The organism is Endozoicomonas sp. ALC020, assembly GCF_049275935.1.
Classification (GTDB): Bacteria; Pseudomonadota; Gammaproteobacteria; order Pseudomonadales; family Endozoicomonadaceae; genus Endozoicomonas_A.
Genome location: NZ_CP184830.1, coordinates 981799 through 1005336 on the forward strand (window position 1 = coordinate 981799; position 23538 = coordinate 1005336).

The 23538-nt window shown below is 50.0% G+C and carries 4 protein-coding genes; all 4 read left to right on the forward strand.

Translation table 11 applies throughout. From position 1 onward, the window contains the following. Nucleotides 1-92: 92 nt before the first annotated feature. The 4 genes from ACOJUO_RS03465 (at nucleotide 93) to ACOJUO_RS03480 (ending at nucleotide 23425) form a co-directional block, all read left to right on the forward strand. Entirely contained in the window at nucleotides 93-7469 is a 7377-nt protein-coding gene (locus ACOJUO_RS03465) for an AAA family ATPase (RefSeq protein ID WP_422138918.1), read from the forward strand. 66 nt (nucleotides 7470-7535) lie between these two features. After that, nucleotides 7536-7715 (forward strand): hypothetical protein, encoded by a 180-nt coding sequence (locus ACOJUO_RS03470; RefSeq protein ID WP_422135367.1) that lies wholly within the window; start codon nucleotides 7536-7538, stop codon nucleotides 7713-7715. Nucleotides 7716-7957: 242 nt separating this feature from the next. Next, nucleotides 7958-15487 (forward strand): AAA family ATPase, encoded by a 7530-nt coding sequence (locus ACOJUO_RS03475; RefSeq protein ID WP_422138919.1) that lies wholly within the window; start codon nucleotides 7958-7960, stop codon nucleotides 15485-15487. 141 nt (nucleotides 15488-15628) lie between these two features. Continuing rightward, the gene (locus ACOJUO_RS03480) at nucleotides 15629-23425 is read left to right on the forward strand and encodes an AAA family ATPase (protein WP_422138920.1); all 7797 of its coding nucleotides are present in this window, start codon (nucleotides 15629-15631) and stop codon (nucleotides 23423-23425) included. Nucleotides 23426-23538 lie beyond the last annotated feature (113 nt).

A 23538-nucleotide genomic window follows, 5' to 3' on the forward strand; every position in this document is an offset into this window, starting at 1 on the left:
AACATAACGATCCAAATGAACTTCTCTTCAATCCGAAGGTCAAATGATCAAACAATTTCAACTTAATCTCTCAAAGGACAGGAGAAGTGGCTATGGATGGTCAGATTGGCGGAGAAATAACCCCCTCCTTTTGTAACAATGGCGTATCCCATAATGGCATGCCAACAGGGAGATCACAGTTCGGTTCACCGCCTAAGATTGAAGGCATCAACCCTGTTGTCACTGTCAAAGCTTATGTATCGTCAACTTCGATGACCTTGTCTGACAGAGCAGGTACCCTTTCCTCAACCAATTCCTCACAGGCAGCCCCTTATTCCTTCGATTTCTGTTTTGTTGCCAATGATGATGAGGTTCGACAGCTTCTGGCTGCCCGAACCGGCGATGAAGGTCGGGATGTCATCCTTATTTCCCACCCCGATGACCTTTCACAGGCTAATCTGGTGAGCCGGTTGAGTATTGCCGCCGACGGTTGCCACACTCTGAGCTCAGGCAAGCTCTTTGAAGGTTCAAAGCCACTAACGCTGGTGATGGATATCCGAAAACTCACCAGCGACGAGCTGCCAAAGTTTAACGATCTGCTGGACCCGGATAATCCCTGTCTATACGACAAAGTCAGCCAGAAGAAACGCCCTCTGGGTGAGCATGTTTCTCTATTGGTCCTGGCCAGCCCTGCGCAGCTGGCATCGGTTGGCCAGAGCTACGAAGCGCCTGCGGCCGGCGCACTGGGTGCTGATTTCTGGCGGCGAATTAATCGACCGGAAAATACCTGGTGGTTCGATGCTCAGACCAGCAATGACCCATCAATGAACATCGACAAGATTCCTCCGGTATTGACTGAATTCCCCGCCGAAAGTGTTTTGGATGAAAGCAATACTGTTCTTATTGACTGTCACTTACACAACAACTGGCGACAGTTACTTCTGGGCGGCCCCGGAGTGGATCAACAGGGGCGAATCCGACACCTCCCCGGCAGGCTTGAGTCATTAAAAGCCGGACAACGGGTCATTCTGAAAGGGGCCAACTGGCAGGACCTGGCCTTTGAACAGACGATTCGTCAGATGCTGGTGCAACAATGTTTTGAGAGCAACGGGAATATTTGTCCGTTACCCGACAATGTTCAGTTTTATCAAATGCCGGTAGGAAATGATGAGCTTCGTTCATTGTTCCAGAGCCTTTCCTGCTCCTGCGACAGAGAAGGTGACACAGAAGGTGAAAAAGGACTTGATAAAGAGCAGGCACCAGGAAACCCGATCATCATTAACCAGGGTAATATCAATGAATGGCTGAGCCCCATTGCCATTGCCCCGGATGGCCATGCAGCCCCAAACACCTGTCTGTTGGAACAAGTTCAGGCGGGGGGAGTCGTCACCGTAACTTCTCCCCTCAGTGAGGCGCTCTGGTTTCGTTTGCTGGGTTCACTGCAGAGGATTCGCGAGAAGACAGGTTTGCAGCCAGGGCTTCAGGTGGCTCATTCAAAACGGCAGCCGAAAGTCCTGGGCTTGGCAGAAAACGATGAATACCCTCTGCCCATCCCATTGGAAAAAACCAGAAATCGCGCTGCCTTTGAAACAGTCACTTATCAGCAACATGCCCAGGCAAGCCATTGGATCAATAATCACCAGCCAGCACCTCTGGTCATTCAGGTCAATGAACAGACCGGCTTCAGCCAGCTATTTGATAATATCCATATCACCTCGGAGCAAAAGGCCCATTTTGGACGAAGTCAGAGTGAGTTGCAGAAGGCATTAACCGCTGGCAAGCCGGTCGTATTCCTTGGGCTGGAGAGTAATCCAACGCTTCAGCACCTGCTGGAACCTCTGGCTGCCGGGCAACCTCTGGTGTTGAATGGCCAATTACAGGCCTACCCACAAGCTCATGTCACCCTGCTCTGGCCTGAGTCTGCCAAGAGCCCGTCTTCAGTATTTAATTCGCTGGTCACCACAGGTAAACGGTGCCCTGAAGTCGATCTCTGGGCTATCAATGGCGACAAGCATCATATCCCCGGAACTGAGCTGCCAGAACAAGCAGTTGATAAACTTTACAAAGCGTTTAAAACCGTACCTGTCGGCCTTAAAAACTCTCTGCCTGTAATGACCGAAGGGTTGTTGAATAACCTGATACTGGCTGCCCGGCGGGCAAAGCAGGTTGACCAGTCCGCGCAGCTCCTGCCCTGCCACTGGCGCAAGGCCATCAATAGCGTCATCACCCATGGTACCCGGCAGCACCCGACTGTGAGGGATTTTATGAAAGTGGCCTGTTGGCACTTGTTACCGGATAAGACGCCGGACGAGAATCAAACCGCCTCGATAGACCCGGATCACTTAAATGCCATTATCAACAATTCTCTGCGCCTGGATAGAGAGTTTGTGAAGCAGAACCTGTGGTCACTGGCCAGAGCCTTTGACCCGGCTGTCTTTAATGAAAAATTACAACTGTCCTATAAGAGTCCATTTTCAGAGCAGAATGAAAAAGAAGTTCTGGACAATCTCTGTACCATGATCGTCGCCCATGCACCTGAAGAAAAACGAGATGCAATGGCGTATCAGTTAGAAGTCGATCCAGCGGCATCAGAGCCCTGTCAATCATTAGCCGTCAGGCCAACAAAACAGATTAAACGTTTGCAGGATGCACTGGCTTGTGGCTGGCAGTTAACTTTGCCATTGGGGCAGACCCGATCTGATGCCATTCAGGTTCTGGCCAGCGATTGTTTTCACATAGCCAGAACAGCAAATTCCAGAACAGAAGGCATTGAACGTGTAGAACAGCGACTGTCTGAATCACTGAAATGGAACAGCTCCTTTGATAAGCCATTGTCGGCACTGGCCCGGGATCTTTATCACGGCGAGACGAGTCAGAAGGATCGTGAAAGCCGTCGATTATCCCGACTCCATGACCGGCTTACAGACTCTCCCGTTATATTCCTTGAAGGGGAAACCGGCACCGGGAAAAGCTACTTTTCCACCAAAATGGCCAGGGCTTCAGGACAGGCTAAGGTCATTTCCCTTGGGCCTTCTGACAGCGAACAGACCCTGATGAAACGCTGGCAGTGGCAACAACATGCCGACGGCGACCGCTCTATGGTGCAGCAAAACCGGGCCTTGATGGAATGGGCCAAGACCGAATCCGACAAAGACGGAGGCTGTGTTGGAAAAGAGTACATTACCCTGGTTCTGGATGAAGCCAATCTGGCCAAAACCGGATTGCTGGCATCATTGAACGGTTTGTGGGAAACGCAACCCTGCATCTACGTGAATGGTCATCCTGTCAGGGTCAGCAAAAAACACAGGGTAATTCTTACCGGCAATCCCGATCATTATTCGGGACGCCAAATGGACCTGGCCCTGAAAGAGAAGCTGCCCAGAGCTTACTACCCACGCCTGGACCAGGCATTCCTTCGGGACAGGGTAGTGGAGCCGACTCTGGTCAGGCATTTACAAAGGCATCTGCCGGAGCAGCAAATAAACGACATTGCACACAGTGCCAGCAAGAGTGTGATGGCACTGTGGCAATATTATCAGGAGCTGTTGCCCGAGCATGAGTTTACTCCCAGGGATTTAACCGATATCTGCAGTTGGGTGGGTTGGTATCTGGATCGTGCGTTATCCAAAGGAGACAGTGTCAACTGTGAGCAATTGAACAGTTTGATCCGGCAAAGTTTCCGGGATCTACTGGGTCCCGAAATCAGCGAGACTCAACAGGATGCCCTTTCGGCACTGGAAATCTGGTTTGCTGCGCGCTACCACCCGAACAACACCCTGCGCGACAGAGTTCATAACCACACCCTGCCAGACATTCTGCAGGACTTCAGAACATTGACCAAAGAAATCCGACCTGAGTTTGATACCTCCGGATCGGCGGTCATTGAGCTCGTGCAACAGCTTGGGCAGGATTTAAGCCGCAGTCAGCAGGCTTATCATCATGACAGAAAACACGGCGGTCGTCAGGCAACGCTGATTGAAGGCCCGGCTGGACGAGGTAAAGATGCCACGCTGAACCTGGTGATTGAAAGTGTCAGGAAGCAGGCTAAGCAACGGGGAGAGTCCATGCCGGAAGTTTTTCTCCTGAATGCCTGTGATTGTTCCTGGGACAAAGTGTGTGAAGCCATCCAGAAGGCAAAAGTCGATGGCGGCATCGTTGTTATTTCGGAAATGAACCTGATCGACAGCCAGCATCTGGAAGGTGAGTTAAACGATATTCTGGCCGGTGACGCTCATCCGGGCTTCCACCTGTTTGCCACCATCAACCCGCCTGAGTGTAGCGGGCGAAAACCCTTATCACCGGCACTGAAAGGGCGTTTCAGGCATTTGCCGATCCGGCAGTACAGCTCGACCGAATTGCAAACCATTGCCGAAAAAGTCTTGCCAGCGAATCAGCAGGGAAAAATCGTGGCTAAACGGTTGACTGAAAAACATTGTCGTTTAAGGACCTGCCTGCAACGGAAAGACCTGCCGTTACAACCGACCAGTCGCGATTTACAGAATGTCGCGATGGCTGTTAACAGAAAAGGCGATTTTAGCAAAAAAGCACTTCGTCAATGCTTCAATCAGCACTACCGACTTTACCTGATGGCCGCCAAACTATCGCTGGAGGAACTGCCAGATCCATCGGCTATTGCCACAAGTAATAGTGAGCTTGATTCCGGACTTTGCAAATGGTTAAACCAAACAATATCGGACATTGATCGTCCGTGGTTGATACGACGCAGTTATCTCAACAGTACGGATGAAAAACGCCATGAAATGCTTGTTGACGCTGATCTGAATGCAAAGGAAGCCAGAACGGAGATCATCAAAAGACTGGCTCAGGCCCGGTGGCGGGCATCCGGTCTTTCCCTGAAACCGGATGAATCGGACGATATCCTCACCCAGGCACTCTACCGACACTGGCAGCAACGCTGGTTTAATCGTAACTTTTGCCAGACAGGCATGGACGCCAATAGCGTCTTTCCCCTCTCGGAAGAACAGGAACAAACGCTGAAATTATCAGCTTCCCAGCCTTATCTTCAGGACGCTGAACAGCGGATAGCGGCATGGAATGACCATGACGTTAAACTATGGCCTGCATTTTGGCATCAGATGGGCGGTCTGGAGAACCTTCGGGTTGACGGTTGCAGTAACCAAGTGTCAGCTGTTGGCGGTGATAACGCTCCTGAACCCTACAATCCGGAAGTCCACGAGAATCAGGCTCCGACATTGGATCGGACAACGGACTATGAATGCCAGGAGATACCACAACTTGAGGATTATAAAATTTTTGAGACAGAGAGCCCTTCCCATATGTATCGCTGGTGGGCAAAGGATATTTATGTGTCTGCTGAGGGTGAGGTTAAAGAGATCGATCTTAATGATAAAGACATTGATGGCTTCGAAAACCTCATACCGGCCCGGTTGCCGGGGCCTGATCAGCAACTGAAATTAACCAGAGATCAAACGCTGGCGACTTTTAACTGGATATCGGGCAATGGTCGACATGCATTGCCCAGCCTGACGGTTAATGACTATATCGTGGCCCTGCGTTTAAAACCTGATGTGCCATTTACCCTGGTCAGAAACCAATATACCGGTCTTCATACACTGTCTGTTAATGAGGTTCAGGCCAACCAGCGTATTCACGTGGCTTATGTCGTAGAATCCAGAAAGCCGGGCAAAAAAACGCCTGCCAAAGGAACCCGTCCGGAACGATCAACATGGTTTGACAGCCACTGTTCAGAAGGTATCAAAACCGTACTGGATGAACTGTTTGCGAAAACTGACCACCCATCCGAAGTAAAGACACTGTTGCGGAAAATAAAATCCCCTATAAACACGCTGCAACGAATCAGGGCGATCACGGACTATTGCCGACTGTTTTCGGGTAAGCTTCAACCAGAGCGCCATGAAAATTTCTTTAAATTCCTCGTAACACAGCGGCAAGGGCACTGTCTTCATCGTGTGCCTGTTTTTATTGCTTTTTGTCGTTATTTCGGGATTCCCTGTCGAAATATTCAAAACGCTATCCACTCATTTGCCGAGTACTCCCTGGATGATGGCCAAACCTGGAAATCCGTGGATTTGGGTGGAGCACCTTCCAAGACAACAGAAATCCTCTATGCTTTCCAGCCCAACAGAAAGATCAGTTGTTCCAGCGATGAGTCAAAGAAGATTGAGGCTTTCCTGAAAGGGATTGATTTGGCCCAAAAGCAAGCTCTGGCTAAAACCCTTGGCGTGAGTCTGGAGGAGCTGAACAAAGCCCTTGAGGAAAACAGTGCATTGCTGGAAACCCATTCAGGTAATTCCGAAATAGTAAAGAGCCCTCAGCAGGAAAACAATTTAGCCGGTTTTCTCATGGGAGTCTCAATGCTGGAGACATTGGAAACCAAAGCACTGGTCGATCAGGAAATGGACTTTAAACTGATGAGAGAGGCATTAATGCACATATTGTGCAACAGTGTTGAATATCAGGTCATTGAACGACTCAAGTCAATCTATGCGACAGTGATTGATCAGGCCGAAGCAAGCAGTTTAAAGTGGATAATGACATTGCTGCACATATTGCAAGACATCGACATAACCAGACCTTCGGCTATCCACCTGGCACTTGGAGCCATGAAATTGGGTTGGCTGGATCCAGTGCACTTTGACAACCGTTTCTGGGGGTTTGATAGATATCACCAGATATTTGTGCGTCTGGAAGGCGTCGACGAACTGAAGGTTAAAGCCGCTGATTGCCTGAAAAAATGGTATAAGTATGTATTTTTCGGGAGAAAAAGTAGTCCTGCATGGCGGTTGGCTTACAGGAACTTCCGGGAGAGAGAAGGTGATGCCTTATTGGTCACTCACTGTCATAACGGGTTTTCGCAATCTTTTGAAGATATCATTATCGTTCGGTCTTTACGGACCGGCTGGTCGAACGAACCTGAGGGTATGCCGAATATAGAACGAATGCTGATGCACTCACCTGCGTTTCCAAAGTTAATCTCGGGCAAGGCGAACCACCGTCCGGTGATTATCATGGGGCAGCCTTCCTGGAACAGCACTGTGATTAATGAAAGGGTCGAAGCCCTGTTGCAACAAAAAGTTGAGAATAGCCAGGAATTATCAAGGCAGGATCAGAAGCTTTTAGATGATTCAAGAGCCAGATACAGGCAGGCAATTCAGCAGGCCTTTAGTCACTACCTGTATGAAGTAACGCATTCGAAAGGCGGTAGCTTAACGTATTGTTGGGTCGATGCTACCGTGAAGCCTAAAATTGATGACCCATACAAATATGGAGCTCGTGATCCATCCTCACCGAAACAGCTGTATGCCATGATGTCTGAAATCAACAGCTCTTCCTGGTTTCAGGAATATGGCAGGGATGCCTACTTGCGCCAGGCATTCAACGACAGCAACGCTCTGATACTCAAATCCGGTGAGCTGACAAAAATTGCCGAAGAGTTTTTGAACAGCGTGAATTTGAATTCGCTTTATGAGTCACTGGATACACATTGACATCCTCCCCGCCCTAAAGAGGGTGTCGCAAAACCTCTGGCCCCCATGCTCCAGCGTGGGAACGAGTTGACTCCCGTCATTCCCGGCTTCATTCTCGTCATTCCCGCGAAAGCGGGAATCCACACTGACTCACCACCAGAACCATACTGCCCGGTGCCCCCCTGGCCTTGTCATCCCCGAGAAGGCAGAGACCCACTGTTGGCGCTGGATTCCCGCCTTCGCGGGAATGACGACTTCAGAGCGTGAGAACGAGCTGTTGAAGTTTTGCGACATCCTGTAAAGGACGGCGATTCCTAGTTCGTCACCAAACCGTCCCTTTAATTCCTTGAGTCCCTCAGGACATTGCCCATATTTTCTGTTTACCATTTCCCTGCGCAACCGGACCCGGCCTTTATTACCACTAAAACGGAACTTTCATACTAACTGAAAGTCCAATAACTAATCAGTTTCACTTTAGTTGTTCAAATGACAGTGGGGAAATATTGACTATGGACGGTCGTATTGATGTAAAAATATATAAACTCGGTCCTGAGAGTGGCGTGCCGGTCAAGATAGCAAAGCCGGATTTATCTTCAGAGGAAACGAAGGATGTAGGAATCTGCTCAAAAGTAAGCGCCAAACTAAAGATTTCACCCTGTCCGGTGAACTTGCCTGACAAAGCAAGAACCGTATCAGCAACGGGGTTCTCGCTCCAAAAGACCCCTCGTGCCTTCGATTTCCGTTTTGTCGCCAGTGATGATGAGGTTCGACAGCTTTTGGCTGACCAGACCCGCGATAAAAATCGCGATATCACCCTTATTTCCCACCCCGACGACCTCTCACAGGCTAACCTGGTGAGCCGGTTGAGCATTTCCAGAGAGGGTCGCCACACGCTGCGTTCAGGCAAGCTCTTTGAAGGTTCAAAGCCACTGACGCTGGTGATGGATATCCGAACACTCACCAGCGACGACCTGCCAAAGTTTAACGACCTGCTGGACCCGGATAATCCCTGTCTGTACGACAAAGTCAGCAAGAAGAAACGCCCTCTGGGTGAGCATGTTTCTTTATTGGTGCTGGCAAGCCCTGCCCAGCTGGCATCGGTTGGCCAGAGCGACGAGGCCCCGGCGGCCGGCGTTCCGGCGGTCGGCGCACCCGGTGCTGATTTCTGGCGGCGAATTAATCGACCAGAAAATACCTGGCAGTTCGATGCACAGACCGGCAATGACCCATCGATGAACATCGACAAGATTCCTCCGGTATTGACTGAATTCCCCGCCGAAAGTGTTATGGATGACGGCAATACTGTTCTTATTGACTGTCACTTACACAACAACTGGCGACAGTTACTTCTGGGCAGCCCCGGAGTGGATCAACAGGGGCGAATCCGGCATCTCCCCGGCAAGCTCGAGTCATTAAGGGCAGGACAACGGGTGATTCTTAAAGGGGCTAACTGGCAGGATCTGGCCTTTGAACAAACGATTCGACAGATGCTGGCACAACAGTGTTTTGAGAGCAACGGGAAGATCTGTCAGTTACCCGACGATGTTCTGTTTTATCAGATGCCGGTAGGAAATAACGAACTTCATTCGCTGTTCCAAAGCCTGTCTCACTCTGATGAGGAAGGACTTTCCCATAAGGTGCCAGCAAACCCGATCATCATTAACCAGAGTAATATCAGGGAATGGCTGAGCCCGATTGCCATTGCCCCGGAAGGTTATGCAGTCCCTAACACCTGTCTGTTGGAACAAATTCGGGCGGGTGGTTTGGTCACTGTGACGTCTACCCTCACCGAGGCACATTGGTTTCGTTTGCTGGGCTCACTGCAGACGATTCGCGAAGCAACCGGCCTTGAGCCCCGACTTCAGGTAGCTCATTCAAAACAGCAGCCAAAAGCCCTGGGGCTGGCAGAAAACGATGAGCACTCTCTGTCCTGCCTGTCCTGCCCAGAAGAAAAAATCAGCGATCAGGCCGCGTTTAGTATCGTCAGTTACCAGCAAGCTGCCCAAGCCAGTCACTGGATCAATAATCAGCCGGAAGCACCTCTGGTCATTCAGGTCAATGAACAGACCCGCTTCAGTCAGCTATTTGATAATATCCATATCGCCTCGGAACAAAAGGCGCATTTTGGACAACGTCGGAGTGCATTGCAGATAGCGTTGACCGCTGGCAAGCCGCTGGTACTCCTGGGGCTGGAAAGCAATCCAACACTTGCGCAGCTTCTGGAGCCCCTGGCCGTAGGCCAACCTCTTTTAGTAAATGGCCAATTACAGACTTACCCAAAGACTCAGGTCACAATACTCTGGCCTGAGTCCTTGCAAAAACCCTTTTCAGTATTTGGTTCGATGGTCGCCACGGGTAAGCCCTGTCCTGCGGTCGATATCTGGGATATCAATGCTATCAGGCATGATATCCCCCGGGCCGATCTGCCAGAACAAGCGCTTCATAGACTTTATGAAGCATTTGCAACGGTACCTGCCGACCTTTGCAACCCTCTGCCTGAAATAACCGAAGAATTGCTGAATAACCTGATACTGGCTGCCCGGCGAGCACGGCAGGTTGACCGGTCCCCACAGCTGCTGCCCTGCCACTGGCGCAAGGCTATCAACAGCGTTATCACCCATGGTACCCGGCAGAATCCGTCAGTGCGTGATTTTATGAAAGTGGCTTGTTGGCAGTTACTGCCCGATGTTCATGAGGATCAGACCGCATCGGTAGATCCGTACCAGTTAACTGCCATCATCAATAGTGCTCTGCGGTTGGATAGAAAGTATCTGAAACAAAACCTGTGGCCACTGGCCAGAGCCTTTGACCCGAGCGTATTTAAACTATTCCAACTGTCCTATAAAAATCCATTTCCATTGCAGCATGGAGGAGAAGTCCCAGACAAACTCTGTGCCCTGATTCTGGCCCATGGGCCTGACGAACATCGACAGGCAATGGCGCATCAGTTGGGAGTCAGTCCGGCGGCAGCAAAGCGATATAGACAGTTAGCCATCAGACCATCAAAACAAATTAAACGTTTGCAGGATGCATTGGCTAACGGCTGGCAGTTAACTTTGCCATTGGGGCAGACCCGATCCGATGCCATTCAGGCTCTGGCCAGCGATTGTTTTCACATAGCCAGAACAGCGAATTCCAGGACAGAAGGCATTGAACGTATAAAACATCGACTGGCTGAATCACTGGCATGGCAGGGTTCCACTGATATGCCCTTGTCAGCACTGGCCCGGGATCTTTATCACGGTGAGATAAGTCAGAAGGATCGTGAAAGTCGTCGCTTATCCCGACTCCATGACCGGCTTACGGACTCTCCTGTTATATTCCTGCAGGGGGAAACCGGCACCGGAAAAAGTTACTTTTCCGCCAAAATGGCGAAAGCTTCAGGGCAGGCTATGGTCATTTCCCTTGGGCCTTCCGACAGCGAACAGACCCTGATGAAACGCTGGCAATGGCAACAACACGCCAATGGTGACCGCTCTATGGTGCAGCAAAACCGGGCGCTGATGGAATGGGCCAAGACCGAATCCGACAAAGGCGGAGGCTGTGATGGAAAAGAATACATCACCCTGGTTGTGGATGAAGCCAACCTTGCCAAAACCGGATTACTGGCATCACTGAACGGCTTATGGGAACCGCAGCCCTGCATCTATGTGAATGGTCATCCTGTCAGAGTCAGCCCGAAACACCGGGTGATTCTCACCGGTAACCCCGATCATTACGCCGGGCGCCAAATGGACCCGACCCTGAAAGAGAAACTGCCCAGAGCTTACTACCCACGCCTGGATCAGGCATTCCTTCGGGACCAGGTTGTGGAACCGGCTCTGGTCAATCAGTTACAACGGCATCTGTCGGAGTCTGAAATAAACGACATAGCACGCATTACCGCCGAGAGCGTGATGGCACTCTGGCAATATTATCAGGAACTCTTGCCCGAGCATGAGTTTACCCCCAGGGATTTAACGGATATCTGCAGTTGGGTGGGTTGGTATCTGGATCGTGCGTTATCCAAAGGAGACAGTGCCAGCTGTGAGCAAATAAACAGTTTGATCCAACAAAGTTTTCGGGATGTACTGGGGCCCGAAATCACCGAAACTCATCAGGATGCCCTGTCGGCACTGGAAACCTGGTTTGCTGTACGCTACCACCCGGACAATACCCTGAGCAACAAAGTATATAACCACACCCTGCAGGATATGCAGCAGACCTTCGGTATAGTCAGCAAAAAAATCCGACCAGACTTTGATATCTCCGGATCGGCAGTCCGTGAACTGGTGCAGTGGCTTGGGCAGGATTTAAGCCGCAGTCAGCAGGCTTATCATCACGACAGAAAACACGGCGGTCGTCAGGCAACGCTGATTGAAGGCCCGGCTGGACGGGGTAAAGATGCCACGCTGGACCTGGTGATTGAAAGTGTCAGAAAGCAGGCTAGGCGACGGGGAGAGCCCATGCCGGAAGTTTATCTCCTGAATGCCTGTGATTGTTCCTGGGACAAAGTGTGTGAAAAGATCCAGAAGGCCAAAATTGAAGGCGGCATCGTGGTGATTTCGGAAATGAACCTGATCGACAGCCAGCATCTGGAAGGGGAGTTAAACGATATTCTGGCCGGTGACGCCCATCCGGGTTTCCACCTGTTTGCCACCATCAACCCGCCTGAGTACAGCGGGCGAAAACCCTTATCACCAGCGCTGAAAGGGCGTTTCCGGCATTTGCCCATCCGGCAGTACAACGCGACCGAATTACAGACCATTGCCGAAAAAGTGTTGCCAGAGTCCTCACAAGGGACATTCGCCGCCAAGATACTAACAGAAAAACATTGTCGTTTAAGGGCTCACCTGCAACTCAAAAAACTGCCATTGCAACCGACCAGCCTTGATTTACAGAATGTTGCCAAGGCTATCACCAGTGCTGGCGATTTTAGCGAAAAAGCCGTTCATCAATGCCTCAATCAGCACTATCGGCTTTATCAGATGGCCGCCAACTTATCGCTGGAGGAACTGCCCGGGCTATCGGCTATTGCCATGAATAAAGCAGCGCTTGACCCTGAAATGAGCGAATGGTTCTACCAAACGGTATCGGGCATTGATCGTCCGTGGTTAATACGACACAGTAATCACAACAGTGTTGATGAAAATCGCCATGAAATTCGTTTTATCACTCGTCCGGATAAAGAGGAAGCCAAAGCGGAAATCATCAAGGGGGTGGCTCAGGTCAGGTGGCGAGCATCAGGTCTGCCCCTGAAGCCGAAGCAGTCAGACGACATTCTCACACAGGCACTATACAGACACTGGCAGCAACACTGGTTTACGAGTGATTTTGGCCGGACGGGCGTGGACGCTAGCAGCGTATTCCCCCTGACGGAAGAACAGAAACAAACGCTGAAATTGTCAACTAACCAGCCTTATCTTAAGGCGGCTGATGAGCGTATAAGGGCGTGGAAAACCAATGAAGCTCAATGGTGGCCTGCGTTATGGCATCAGATCAGTGATCTGCCGAACCACCTGGTCGACGATTTTATCAACGAAGCATCCGCTATTGACGGTGATAAGGCTCCTCAACAAGACAAGCCAGAAGTCCACGAGAAACAGGCTTCGGCATTGGCTCAGAAGAGTAACCACGAGCCGCAAGTTAATAACGCGTTGGCTATTTACAGTGATAATGCTCCTGAAAAATACGTTCCGGAAGTCCATGAGAAAAAGGCTCCAGCATTGGACACATTAACAAACTATCAGAGGCTGGCAAAACCAAAATATGACGATTATGTTATTTTTGACAAGCCGGGCCTCTTTACCGGGACCTATCGGTGGATTGCAGAGGATATTTATGTGACTGCCGGGGGCGAAGTCAAAACGATCAGCATTAATGATAAACACTTGCAGGGAGCCGAAGTCCTTATACCTGCCCGGTTACCAAGGCAGGACCAGGAAGTGATATTAGCCAGCAACCAAACACTGGCAACCTTTTATATGACATCAAAAGATGGTCAATATCCATTGCCCAGCCTGACAGCTAACGACCGTATCCTGGCCCTGTGCATAGAACCCAACCTGGCCTTCACACTACTCAGGGACCGATATACCGGTCTTCACACACTATTTGTTCCAGAAGCCAAAGCCGACCAGAGCATAAGAATTGCTTACGTCGTAGAATCCGGAGAAGCGGGTAAAAAAATACCTGCTAAAGAAGTCCGACCAGCACCATCAAAACGTTTTGACGCCCACTGTTGCGAAGGTATGAAAACAGTGTTGAACAAAGTGTTTGTATCCATTAACGAACAACCACTCAAAGTAAAGCGGCTTTTGGAGACAATAGAAAACGCTGAAGACATAAAGCAACGCATTCAGGCAATCAGGGACTATTGCAAACTGTTTTCCGGTGTTGCTGTACCAGTGCGCAATAAAAATTTCTTTCAATTCCTCGTAATGCAGCGGCAAGGCAAATGCTGTCATCGTGTGCCTGTTTTTATCGCTTTTTGTCGTTATTTTGGCATTTCATGCCGACAAATATCTAATCATATCCACAGCTTTGCAGAGTATTCCCCGGATGGCGGCCAAACCTGGGAGCCAGTGGACTTGGGCGGGTCGCCTATCGAAGCAACAAAAATCAAATTTGGCTTCCAGCACAACAGAAGCGTCAGAGATTCTGGCACTGAGTTAAGGAAGATCCGGGATCTCCTGAAAGGGTCTTCTTTAACAGAACAGCAAGTACTGGCTGAAACCTGCGGCATCAGCCCTGGTAAACTCAACAAAGCCCTTAAGACAAAGGGGGCATTACCAAACCTATATCTGAGTACTTACAAGCGGGTAGAAAAGCTTTGGGAGAGAAAAGATTTAATCGGTTTCTCCATGGGGGTTTCAATGTTACTGGAGATAGAAGCAGTGGACGATTGCGAGAAGCGACTTGTCAGAGGCATGCTTGACTGTATGTCCGACAGCAAGCGGTTGTCTGAGGCAGTAAAACAAATATTGTCCAACAGTGATGAAGATCAGATCACTGAGCTACTCAAGTCACTCCATTCTAAAATGATTGATCAGTCCGGAGCATGTCCTCACATGTGGTTGCATTCGATAGTGAATATATTGACAGACAGTGACTTGTCGAATCCTTCGGTTATTCGCTTTGCCCATGAAGCCCTGAAATCGGGTTGGCTGGATCCACTGCCTCCCAGAATGGGTTATTTTATTCAGGTCATTCGACATCATGAGCTATTGGTGCGTCTGGAAGGCGTCGATGAGCTGAAGGTTAAAGCCACCCGTTGCCTGAAAATGTGGTACAGGGAATTGTTGTCCAGGGAAAAAAATAGTCGGGCATGGCAACTTACTTATCAACGTTTCAAAAAGGAAAATGTTGGTGGCTTTTTCGTCACTCATTGTCATGGCGGGTTTTCGCCAACCCTTGAAACTAACCTGGTCAATACATCTTTACAGATCACCTGGACGGATGAACCCGGTGGGGTTCCGAATATAGAACGTATGTTGGTGCACCACCCCGCGTTTGTGCAGTCCAACTCGGGCAAAGCGGACTACCGACCGGTGATTATCCTGGGAGCTTGCCAGCGGAGCAGAAAATTACAGGAAAAGGCCGAAGCTCTGTTTCAAAGAAAAGTTGATACCAGACCCGACTTGAAGCAGTTATTGGAAAAACACGAACTGAAGCCCTTTGAGGTTTCACGGGAGGAAGAAAGCCTTTTGGATGATTTAAAAGACAAATGCGCACGAGCAATTGAGCAGGTCTTCATTCATTACCTGTATGGAGTGACATGCTCGAAAGGCAGTTGTTTAACCTATTGTTGGGGCGTTTCCGGCAGGCTACTGGACTACTTCGGTGCTCATGATCCATCCTCACCAGAAGAGCTGTATGCCATGATGAAGAATATTAACAGCCCATACTGTTTTCAGGGATCTGTTAAGGATGACTACTTAAGGCAGGTGCAAAACGCCAGTAACGCTCTGATCCTCAGATCCCATGAACTGACAAAAATTGCCGAAGAGTTTGTGGGCAACGTGAATTTAAATTCGCTTTATGACTCATTGGATACGTGATCCTGGTTTGTTCGTCATGAGTTTTTCGAGATTGGTGACTTGCTTCCATAGTCCATCCACGGGGAACTTCCGTCCTGTCTGAAGGTCAAATTATTAAGGAATTTAATAGAGACCTGTCAGATAACAAAAGGGAGATTGACTATGGATGGTCGGATTGATCGAGCTACAAACAAACGCGCCCTTGATGATAACCCTCTTCATAGCGACTTTGCAGCCAAGCTAGCAAAGCTGGATTTATCATCAGAGGCAAATAATGATGCAGGCATCTGCACTGAAGTCAGGCCCCAACTGAAGCGATCGCCATCTTCGCAGAGGATGCCTGACAAAAAGAGAACCGTCTCCTCAACGGATTCCTCGTTCCAAAAGGCGACTCATTCCTTCGATTTTCGTTTTGTCGACAGTGATGATGAAGTTCGACGGCTTTTAACTGCCCTGACCGGCGATGAATATCGGGATGTCACTGTTATTTCCCATCCCGATGACCTCTCACAGGCTAATCTGGTAAGCCGGTTGAGCATTGCCTCCGACGGTCGCCACACCCTGCGCTCAGGAAAGCTCTTTGAAGGTTCAAAGCCACTGACGCTGGTGATGGATATCCGAAAACTCACCGGCGAGGATCTGCCAAAGTTTAACGACCTGCTGGACCCGGATAACCCTTGTCTGTACGACACAGTCAGTCGGGAGAAACGCCCTCTGGGTGAGCATGTTTCTCTATTGGTCCTGGCAGACCCTGCCCAGCTGGCATCGGTTGGCCAGAGCGACGAGGCACCCGGTGCTGATTTCTGGCGACGAATTAACCGACCGGGAAATACCTGGCAATTCGATGCGCAGACCGGCAAGAACCCATCAATAGAGATCGACGAGGTTCCTCCCTTATTACCTGAATGCACCAGTGCCGAAAGTGCTATAAACGACAATACCATTATTATTAACTGTCACTTGCACAGCAACTGGCGACAGTTGCTGCTGGGTGGCCCCGGAGTGGATCAACAGGGGCGAATCCAGCACCTCCCTGGCAGGCTTGAGTCATTAAGGGCCGGACAAAGAGTGATTCTGAAAGGAGCCAACTGGCAGGATCTGGCCTTTGAACAGACGATTCGGCAAATGCTGGCGCAGAAGTGCTTTGAGAGCAATGGGGAGATCTCTCGGTTACCCGACGATGTTCAGTTTTATCAGATGCCGGTAGGGAGTGACGAGCTTCATTCACTGTTCCAGAGTCTGTACGACTCTACTGGCAAACAGGGTGACAAAGGGCTTGATAAAAAGCAGGCACTGGGAAACCCGATCATCATTAACCAGAGTAGTATTGCCCAATGGCTCAGCCCGATTGCCATTGCCCCGGAAGGCTATGCAGTACCCAACACCTGTCTGTTAGAACAGGTTCGGGCCGGTGGTACCGTCACCGTAACCTCTCCCCTCACTGAGGCGCATTGGTTTCATTTGCTGGGCTCACTGCAGGCGATTCGTGAGACGACCGGCCTTGAGCCCGGACTTCAGGTGGCTCATTCAAAACAGCAGCCCAAAGCCCTGGGGTTGGATGAAAACGATGCATACCCTCTGCCCGAGCCACAGGAAAAAGTCAGCGATCACCGTGCCTTTAACACGTTGACCTATCAACAACATGCCCAGGCAAGTTATTGGATTAGTCATCAACCGCAAGCCCCCCTGGTCATTCAGATCAATGAACAATCCGGCCTCAGCGAGCTGTTTGATAATATCCACATCACCTCGGAAAAAAAGGCGCATTTTGGACGACGTCCGAGTGACTTGCAGAAGGCTTTGACCGCTGGCAAACCGGTGGTATTCAGAGGGCTGGAAACTAATCCAACACTTCAGCAGCTTCTGGAACCCCTGATTATTGGGCAACCTCTGTTGCTGAATGGCCAATTACAAACCTACCCACAGGCTCAAGTCACCGTACTCTGGCCCGGGCTTGTGAAAAGCCCCTCTTCAGTATTTAATTCGATGGTTGCCAAAGGTAAACCCTGTCCCGAGGTCGATCTCTGGGATCTCAATGCGGACAAGCATAAAATCTCCCGGTCTGAGCTGCCGGAACAGGCGCTTGATGAACTTTACAAAGCCTTTAAAACCGTACCTGCAAACCTTTGTAACCCTCTGCCTGAAATAACCGAAGGGTTATTGAACAACCTGATACTGGCTGCCCGGCGAGCACAGCAGGTTGACCAGTCCTCACAGCTCCTGCCCCGCCACTGGCGCAGGGCCATCAATAGCATTATCAGCCATGGTACACGACAGCATCCGTCCGTGCGTGATTTTATGAAAGTGGCCTGTTGGCACTTGTTACCGGATAAGGATCAACCTCCCTCGGTAGACCCGGATCGGTTAAATGCCGTCATCAATAGTGCCCCGCAGTTGGATAGAGCGTTTGTGAAGCAAAACCTGTGGCAACTGGCCAGAGCCTTTAACCCGGAGGTATTCAGGGCCGCTGGATTGATTAAAGGATTGCAACTGTCCTATGAAAATCCATTGCCATACAGGGATGCAAAAGAAATTCTGGACAGGCTCTGTGCCATCATCGTGGCCTGTGGGCCTGAGCAACAGCGAAACGCTTTAGCGTTCCAGTTGCAAGTCGAACCGTCGGCAGCGAAGCCCTGGCAATCGTTAGCCATCAGGCCAACAGGACAGATTAAACGTTTGCAAGATGCGCTGGCTTCTGGCTGGCATTTACCTCTGTCATCAGGGCAGACCCGATCCGATGCTATTCAGACACTGGCCACCGATTGTTTTCATAGGGCCAGGACAGCGAATTCTGAGGCAGAAGGCATTGAACGCATAGAAAGTCGGCTGTTTGAATCACTGAAATGGCAGGGTTCCGCTGATAAGCCCCTGTCAGCACTGGCCAAAGATCTTTGTCATGGCGAGATAAGTCAGAAGGATCGTGAAAGTCGTCGGTTATCCCGACTCCATGACCGGCTCACAGACTCTCCCGTTATATTCCTGCAGGGAGAAACCGGCACCGGGAAAAGTTACTTTTCTGCCAAAATGGCCAAAGCTGCAGGGCTGGCTGAGGTCATTTCCCTTGGACCTTCTGACAGCGAACAGACCCTGATGAAACGCTGGCATTGGCAACAAGACGCCGACGGCGACCGTTCTATGACACAGCAAAATCGGACGCTGATGGAATGGGCCAATACCAAATCCGACAAAGATGGAGGCTATGTCACCCTGGTTCTGGATGAAGCTAACCTCACCAAAACCGGATTACTGGCATCATTGAACGGCTTATGGGAACCACAACCCTGCATTTACGTGAATGGTCATCCTGTCGGAGTCAGCCCAAAACACCGGGTGATTCTCACCGGTAACCCGGATCATTATGCCGGGCGCCAGCTCGACCCGACCCTGAAAGAGAAATTGCCCAGGGCTTACTACCCACGTCTGGATCAGGCTTTCCTTCGCGACAGCGTGGTGGAACCGGCTCTAGTCAATCAGTTACAGGGACATCTGTCGGAGCCTGAAATAAACGACATTGCACGAATTACCGCCGAGAGCGTGATGGCACTGTGGCAATATTATCAGGAACTCTTGCCCGAGCATGAGTTTACCCCCAGGGATTTAACGGATATCTGCAGTTGGGTGGGCTGGTATCTGGATCGTGCGCTGCCCGCAGGTGCGAATGTTACCTGCAAGCAAGTGAACGGTTTGATCCAGCAAAGCTTTCAGGATCTTCTGGGTCCTGAAATCACCGAAACTCATCAGGATGCCCAGCAGGCACTGGAAATCTGGTTTGCTGCCCATTACGAAGTGGACAACACCCTGCGCGACAAAGTTCATAACCATACCCTGCCGTATATTCAGCAGGCCTTCGAAACATTCACCAAAACAATCCGACCTGAGTTTGATACTTCCGGATCGGCGGTCATTGAGCTGGCGAAACAGCTTGGACAGGATTTAAGCCGCGCTCAGCAGGCTTATCATCTCAACAAAAAACACGGCGGTCGTCAGGCAACGCTGATTGAAGGCCCGGCTGGACGGGGTAAAGATGCCACGCTGGACCTGGTGATTGAAAGTGTCAGAAAGCAGGCTAAGCGACGGGGAGAGTCCATGCCGAAAGTTTATCTCCTGAATGCCTGTGATTGTTCCTGGGACAAAGTGTGTGAAGCGATCCGGAAGGCAAAAGAGGAAGGCGGCATCGTGGTGATTTCGGAAATGAACCTGATCGACAGCCAGCATCTGGAAGGTGAGTTAAACAATATTCTGGCCGGTGACGCCCATCCGGGTTTCCACCTGTTTGCCACTATCAACCCGCCTGAGTACAGCGGGCGAAAACCCTTATCACCAGCGTTGAAAGGGCGTTTTCGACATTTGCCGATCCGGCAGTATAACCCGACCGAATTGCAGACCATTGCCGGGAAAGTATTGTCGCAAACTACGCAGCCGGAAATCGTGGCTAAAAAGCTGACTCAGCTACATTGTCGATTGAGGGCTTACCTGCAAAAGCAAAACCTGCCCTTGCAGCCGACCAGTGTTGATTTACAGAATGTCGCCAGGGCTGTTATCAGAGGGGGTGATTTTAGCGATAACGGCCTTCACCAATGCTTCCATCAGCACTACCGGCTTTATCTGATGGCAGCCGACCTGTCGCTGGAAGAACTACCAGCGTCGTCGGCTATTACCATGAGCAATGGTGAGCTTGATTCCGGACTTTGCAAATGGTTCAACCAAACGCTATCGGGCATTGATCGTCCGTGGTTGATACGGCGCAGTGATCGCAACAGTATTGATGAAAAATGCCATGACATTGGTTTTAAGGATCGTCCGAATAAAGAGGAAGCCAAAGCGGAAGTGATCAGGATGGTGGCTCAGGCAAAGTGGCAGGCATCAGGCCTTTCCCTGAAGCCGGATCAGTCAGACGATATTCTCACCGGGGCACTCTACCGACACTGGCAGCAATGCTGGTTTGGTCGTAAGTTTGGCCAGACGGGCGTGGCCGCTAACAGCGTATTTCCGATGACGGAAGAACAGAAACAAACGCTGAAATTACAGGCTTGCCAGCCTTATCTCAGGGAAGCTGATCAGCGGATAAATGCATGGAACATCCATGAAGTCCGATTATGGCCTGCGTTTTGGGCTCAGATAAGTGATCTGCCGAACCATCTGGTTGACGATTATATTTACGAAGCCTCAGCTGTTGAGGGTGATAAGGCTCCTGATCAAGACATGCCAGACGTCAACGGGGAACAAGCCCTGGCATTGGCTCAGAAAACGATCCAAAAGCCACAACCTGTTAACGAAGCGATGACTATTGACGGTGATAAGGCCCCTGAAAAATACCTTCCAGAGGGCCACGAAAAACAGGCTTCAGCATTGGACCGGGGAACAAACCACAGGCCACAACCAGTTAATGAAGCGATGACTATTGACGGTGATAAAGCTTCAGAAAAATACCTTCCAGAGGGCCACGGAAAAAAGGCTTCAGCATTGGACCGGGGAACTAACCATAAGCCACAACCAGTTAACGAAGCGATGACTATTGGCGGTGATAAGGCTCCTGAAAAATACATTCCAGAAGCCCGTGAGAAAGAGGCTGAAGCATTGAACCGGACAACGGACTTTGAGAATAAAGGGATGTTACAGGCTAAAGAGCTTGTAATTTTTGACACGCAGGACCATCTTCCCGAAAACTATCGGTGGGGGGCAGAAGATATTTATGTGACTGCCAAGGGCGCTGTCAAGGTGATAAATATTACCAATCAACACATGCAGGGGGCCGAAGTCCTGATACCTGACCAGTTACCCGGGCATGATCAGGAAGCGACATTAGCCAGCGATCAAACGCTGGCGACCCTGGATATCTCATCCCACAATGGTCAATATACATTACCCAGCCTGACGCTTAACGACTATATCGTAGCCCTGCGCATAGAACCCGATTTGCCATTTACCCTGATCAGGGACCGATATACCGGGCTTCACACACTGTCTGTTCCGGGGGCCAAACCCTTACAGACTATTCGAGTAACTTATGTCGTAGAACCATGGCAACCAGACAAAAAAACACCTGCCAGAAGAGCCCAGCCTGCACAATCAACACGTTTTGACGCTCGCTGTTGCGAAGGTATGAGAGCAGTATTGCAGGACGTGCTTGAGCACATTGAAGAACAAGCATCGGAAATAAAGGGGCCGTTGAGGAAAATAGAAAACGCTAAAAACACGACCCAGCGCATTAAGGCGATCGTGGACTATTGCAAACAGTTTTCCGGTGTTTCTGTACCGGAGCGCAAACGCAATTTCTTTCAATTCCTCGTAACACAACGGCAAGGGAGATGCTGTCATCGTGTGCCTGTTTTTATCGCTTTTTGTCGTTACTTCGGGATTCCATGTCGGCAAATCGGTAACAGTATTCACACCTTTGCAGAGTTTTCCCCGGATGACGGCCAAACCTGGACGTCAGTGGATTTAGGCGGGGTACCTAGTGAGCCGATAGAAATCTGGCCTGCCTTCCAGCTCACCAGGCGGGTCACTGGGTCTGGTACTGAATCAAGAAAGCTCAGGAACCTCCTGAAAGAAGCTGATTTAGCACAACAGCAGGCTCTGGCTGAGGCCACTGGTATGAGCCTCAAGGAATTGAGCAAAGCTCTTGAGACAAACAGTACATTGCCAGTAACCGATCTAAACAGTTTCGAAACAGTAGTGAACCTCTGGGAGAGAAAGGATTTAACCAGTTTTTCCATGGGTGTCTCAGTGTTACTCGAGAAAGGAGCATTGGACCGTCACGAGATAGAATTGGTCGGTAGTCTGCCAAATGGAAATTGGGGTAGGAGCAGAATTACGAGAGAGGGTTCGAAAAGGGGTCGTTATAGCCCGATGTCAGAGGCAGTAATACACATATTGTCCAATGGTGATGAAGATCAGGTCACTGAACAACTCACGTTATTGCATTCAAAAATGATTGTCCATGGCAAAGCAGACCCTCTCGAATGGTTGGGTTCAATAGTGCGTATACTGAATGGCTGCGACCTGGCCAAACCTTCGGTTATTCGTTTTGCCAGTAAAGTCATGGCATTGGGCTGGCTGGACCCAACGCCGTCCTACGACAGTTCAACTTTAAAGTCCACTAAACATCATCAGCTATTGCTGCGCCTGGAAGGTGTCGATGAGCTGAAGGTTAAAGCCACCCATTGCCTGAAAAAGTGGTATAAGAATTTGTTGTCCAGGGGAAAAAACAGTTCGTTTTGGCAGTTTGATTACGGTCGCATCCTGCAGCTAAGAGGTGAGACATTGTTCATCACTCATTGTCATGATGGGTTTTCGCCACTCCTGGAAGCTAAAATGGCTCGCCCATCTATACAGGACGTCTGGGCGGACAAGCCTGAGGGCATTCCGAATATAGAGCGAATATTACTGCACCATCCCGCATTTGTGCAGTTAAACTCAGGCAAGGCAAGCCGCCGTCCGGTGGTTATCCTGGGAAAACCTGACTGGAAGAGCAGAGTGATCAATGAAAAGATCGAAGCCCTGTATCAAAGAAAAGTTGAGAGTAGCCCTCACTGGCAGCAGTTATTGGAAGACATCAGACTAGCCCCTGAATATTCACTTGGAAGCCTCCATCTTCAGAACCGTTTGCGTCATTTAAAAGACAAATGCCGCCTGGTGATTCAGCAGGTTTTCAGTCATTACCTGTACGAAGTTACACACTCGAAAGGCGGTTCTTTAAGTTATTGTTGGGCCGATTCTACCGCCATGCACGCCCACAATGGCGCTCGTGATCCATCCTCACCACTGGAGCTGTTCGCCATGTTGTCTGATATAAGTAGCTCTTCCGAATTTCAGAGTTCTGTTAAGGGGTCCTATTTAAAACAGGCACAAAACGCCAGTAACGCTCTGATACTCAAATCCGATGAGCTGACAACCGTCGTCGAAGACTTTTTGAGCAATGTAAATTTGAGTTCGCTCTGTGACTCATTGGATGCGTGACCCCGGGTTTTTCGAGATTGGACACTTGCTTCCATAGTCCATCCAAAGGGAACTTCCGTCCTGTCTGGAGGTCAAATTATTAAGGAATTTTAATACAGGCCTGTCAGATAACA

Coding starts and splice junctions, on each gene's coding strand:
- ACOJUO_RS03465 (WP_422138918.1), top strand. CDS start 93: ATGGATGGTCAGATTGGCGGAGAAATAACCCCCTCCTTTTGTAACAAT.
- ACOJUO_RS03475 (WP_422138919.1), top strand. CDS start 7,958: ATGGACGGTCGTATTGATGTAAAAATATATAAACTCGGTCCTGAGAGT.
- ACOJUO_RS03480 (WP_422138920.1), top strand. CDS start 15,629: ATGGATGGTCGGATTGATCGAGCTACAAACAAACGCGCCCTTGATGAT.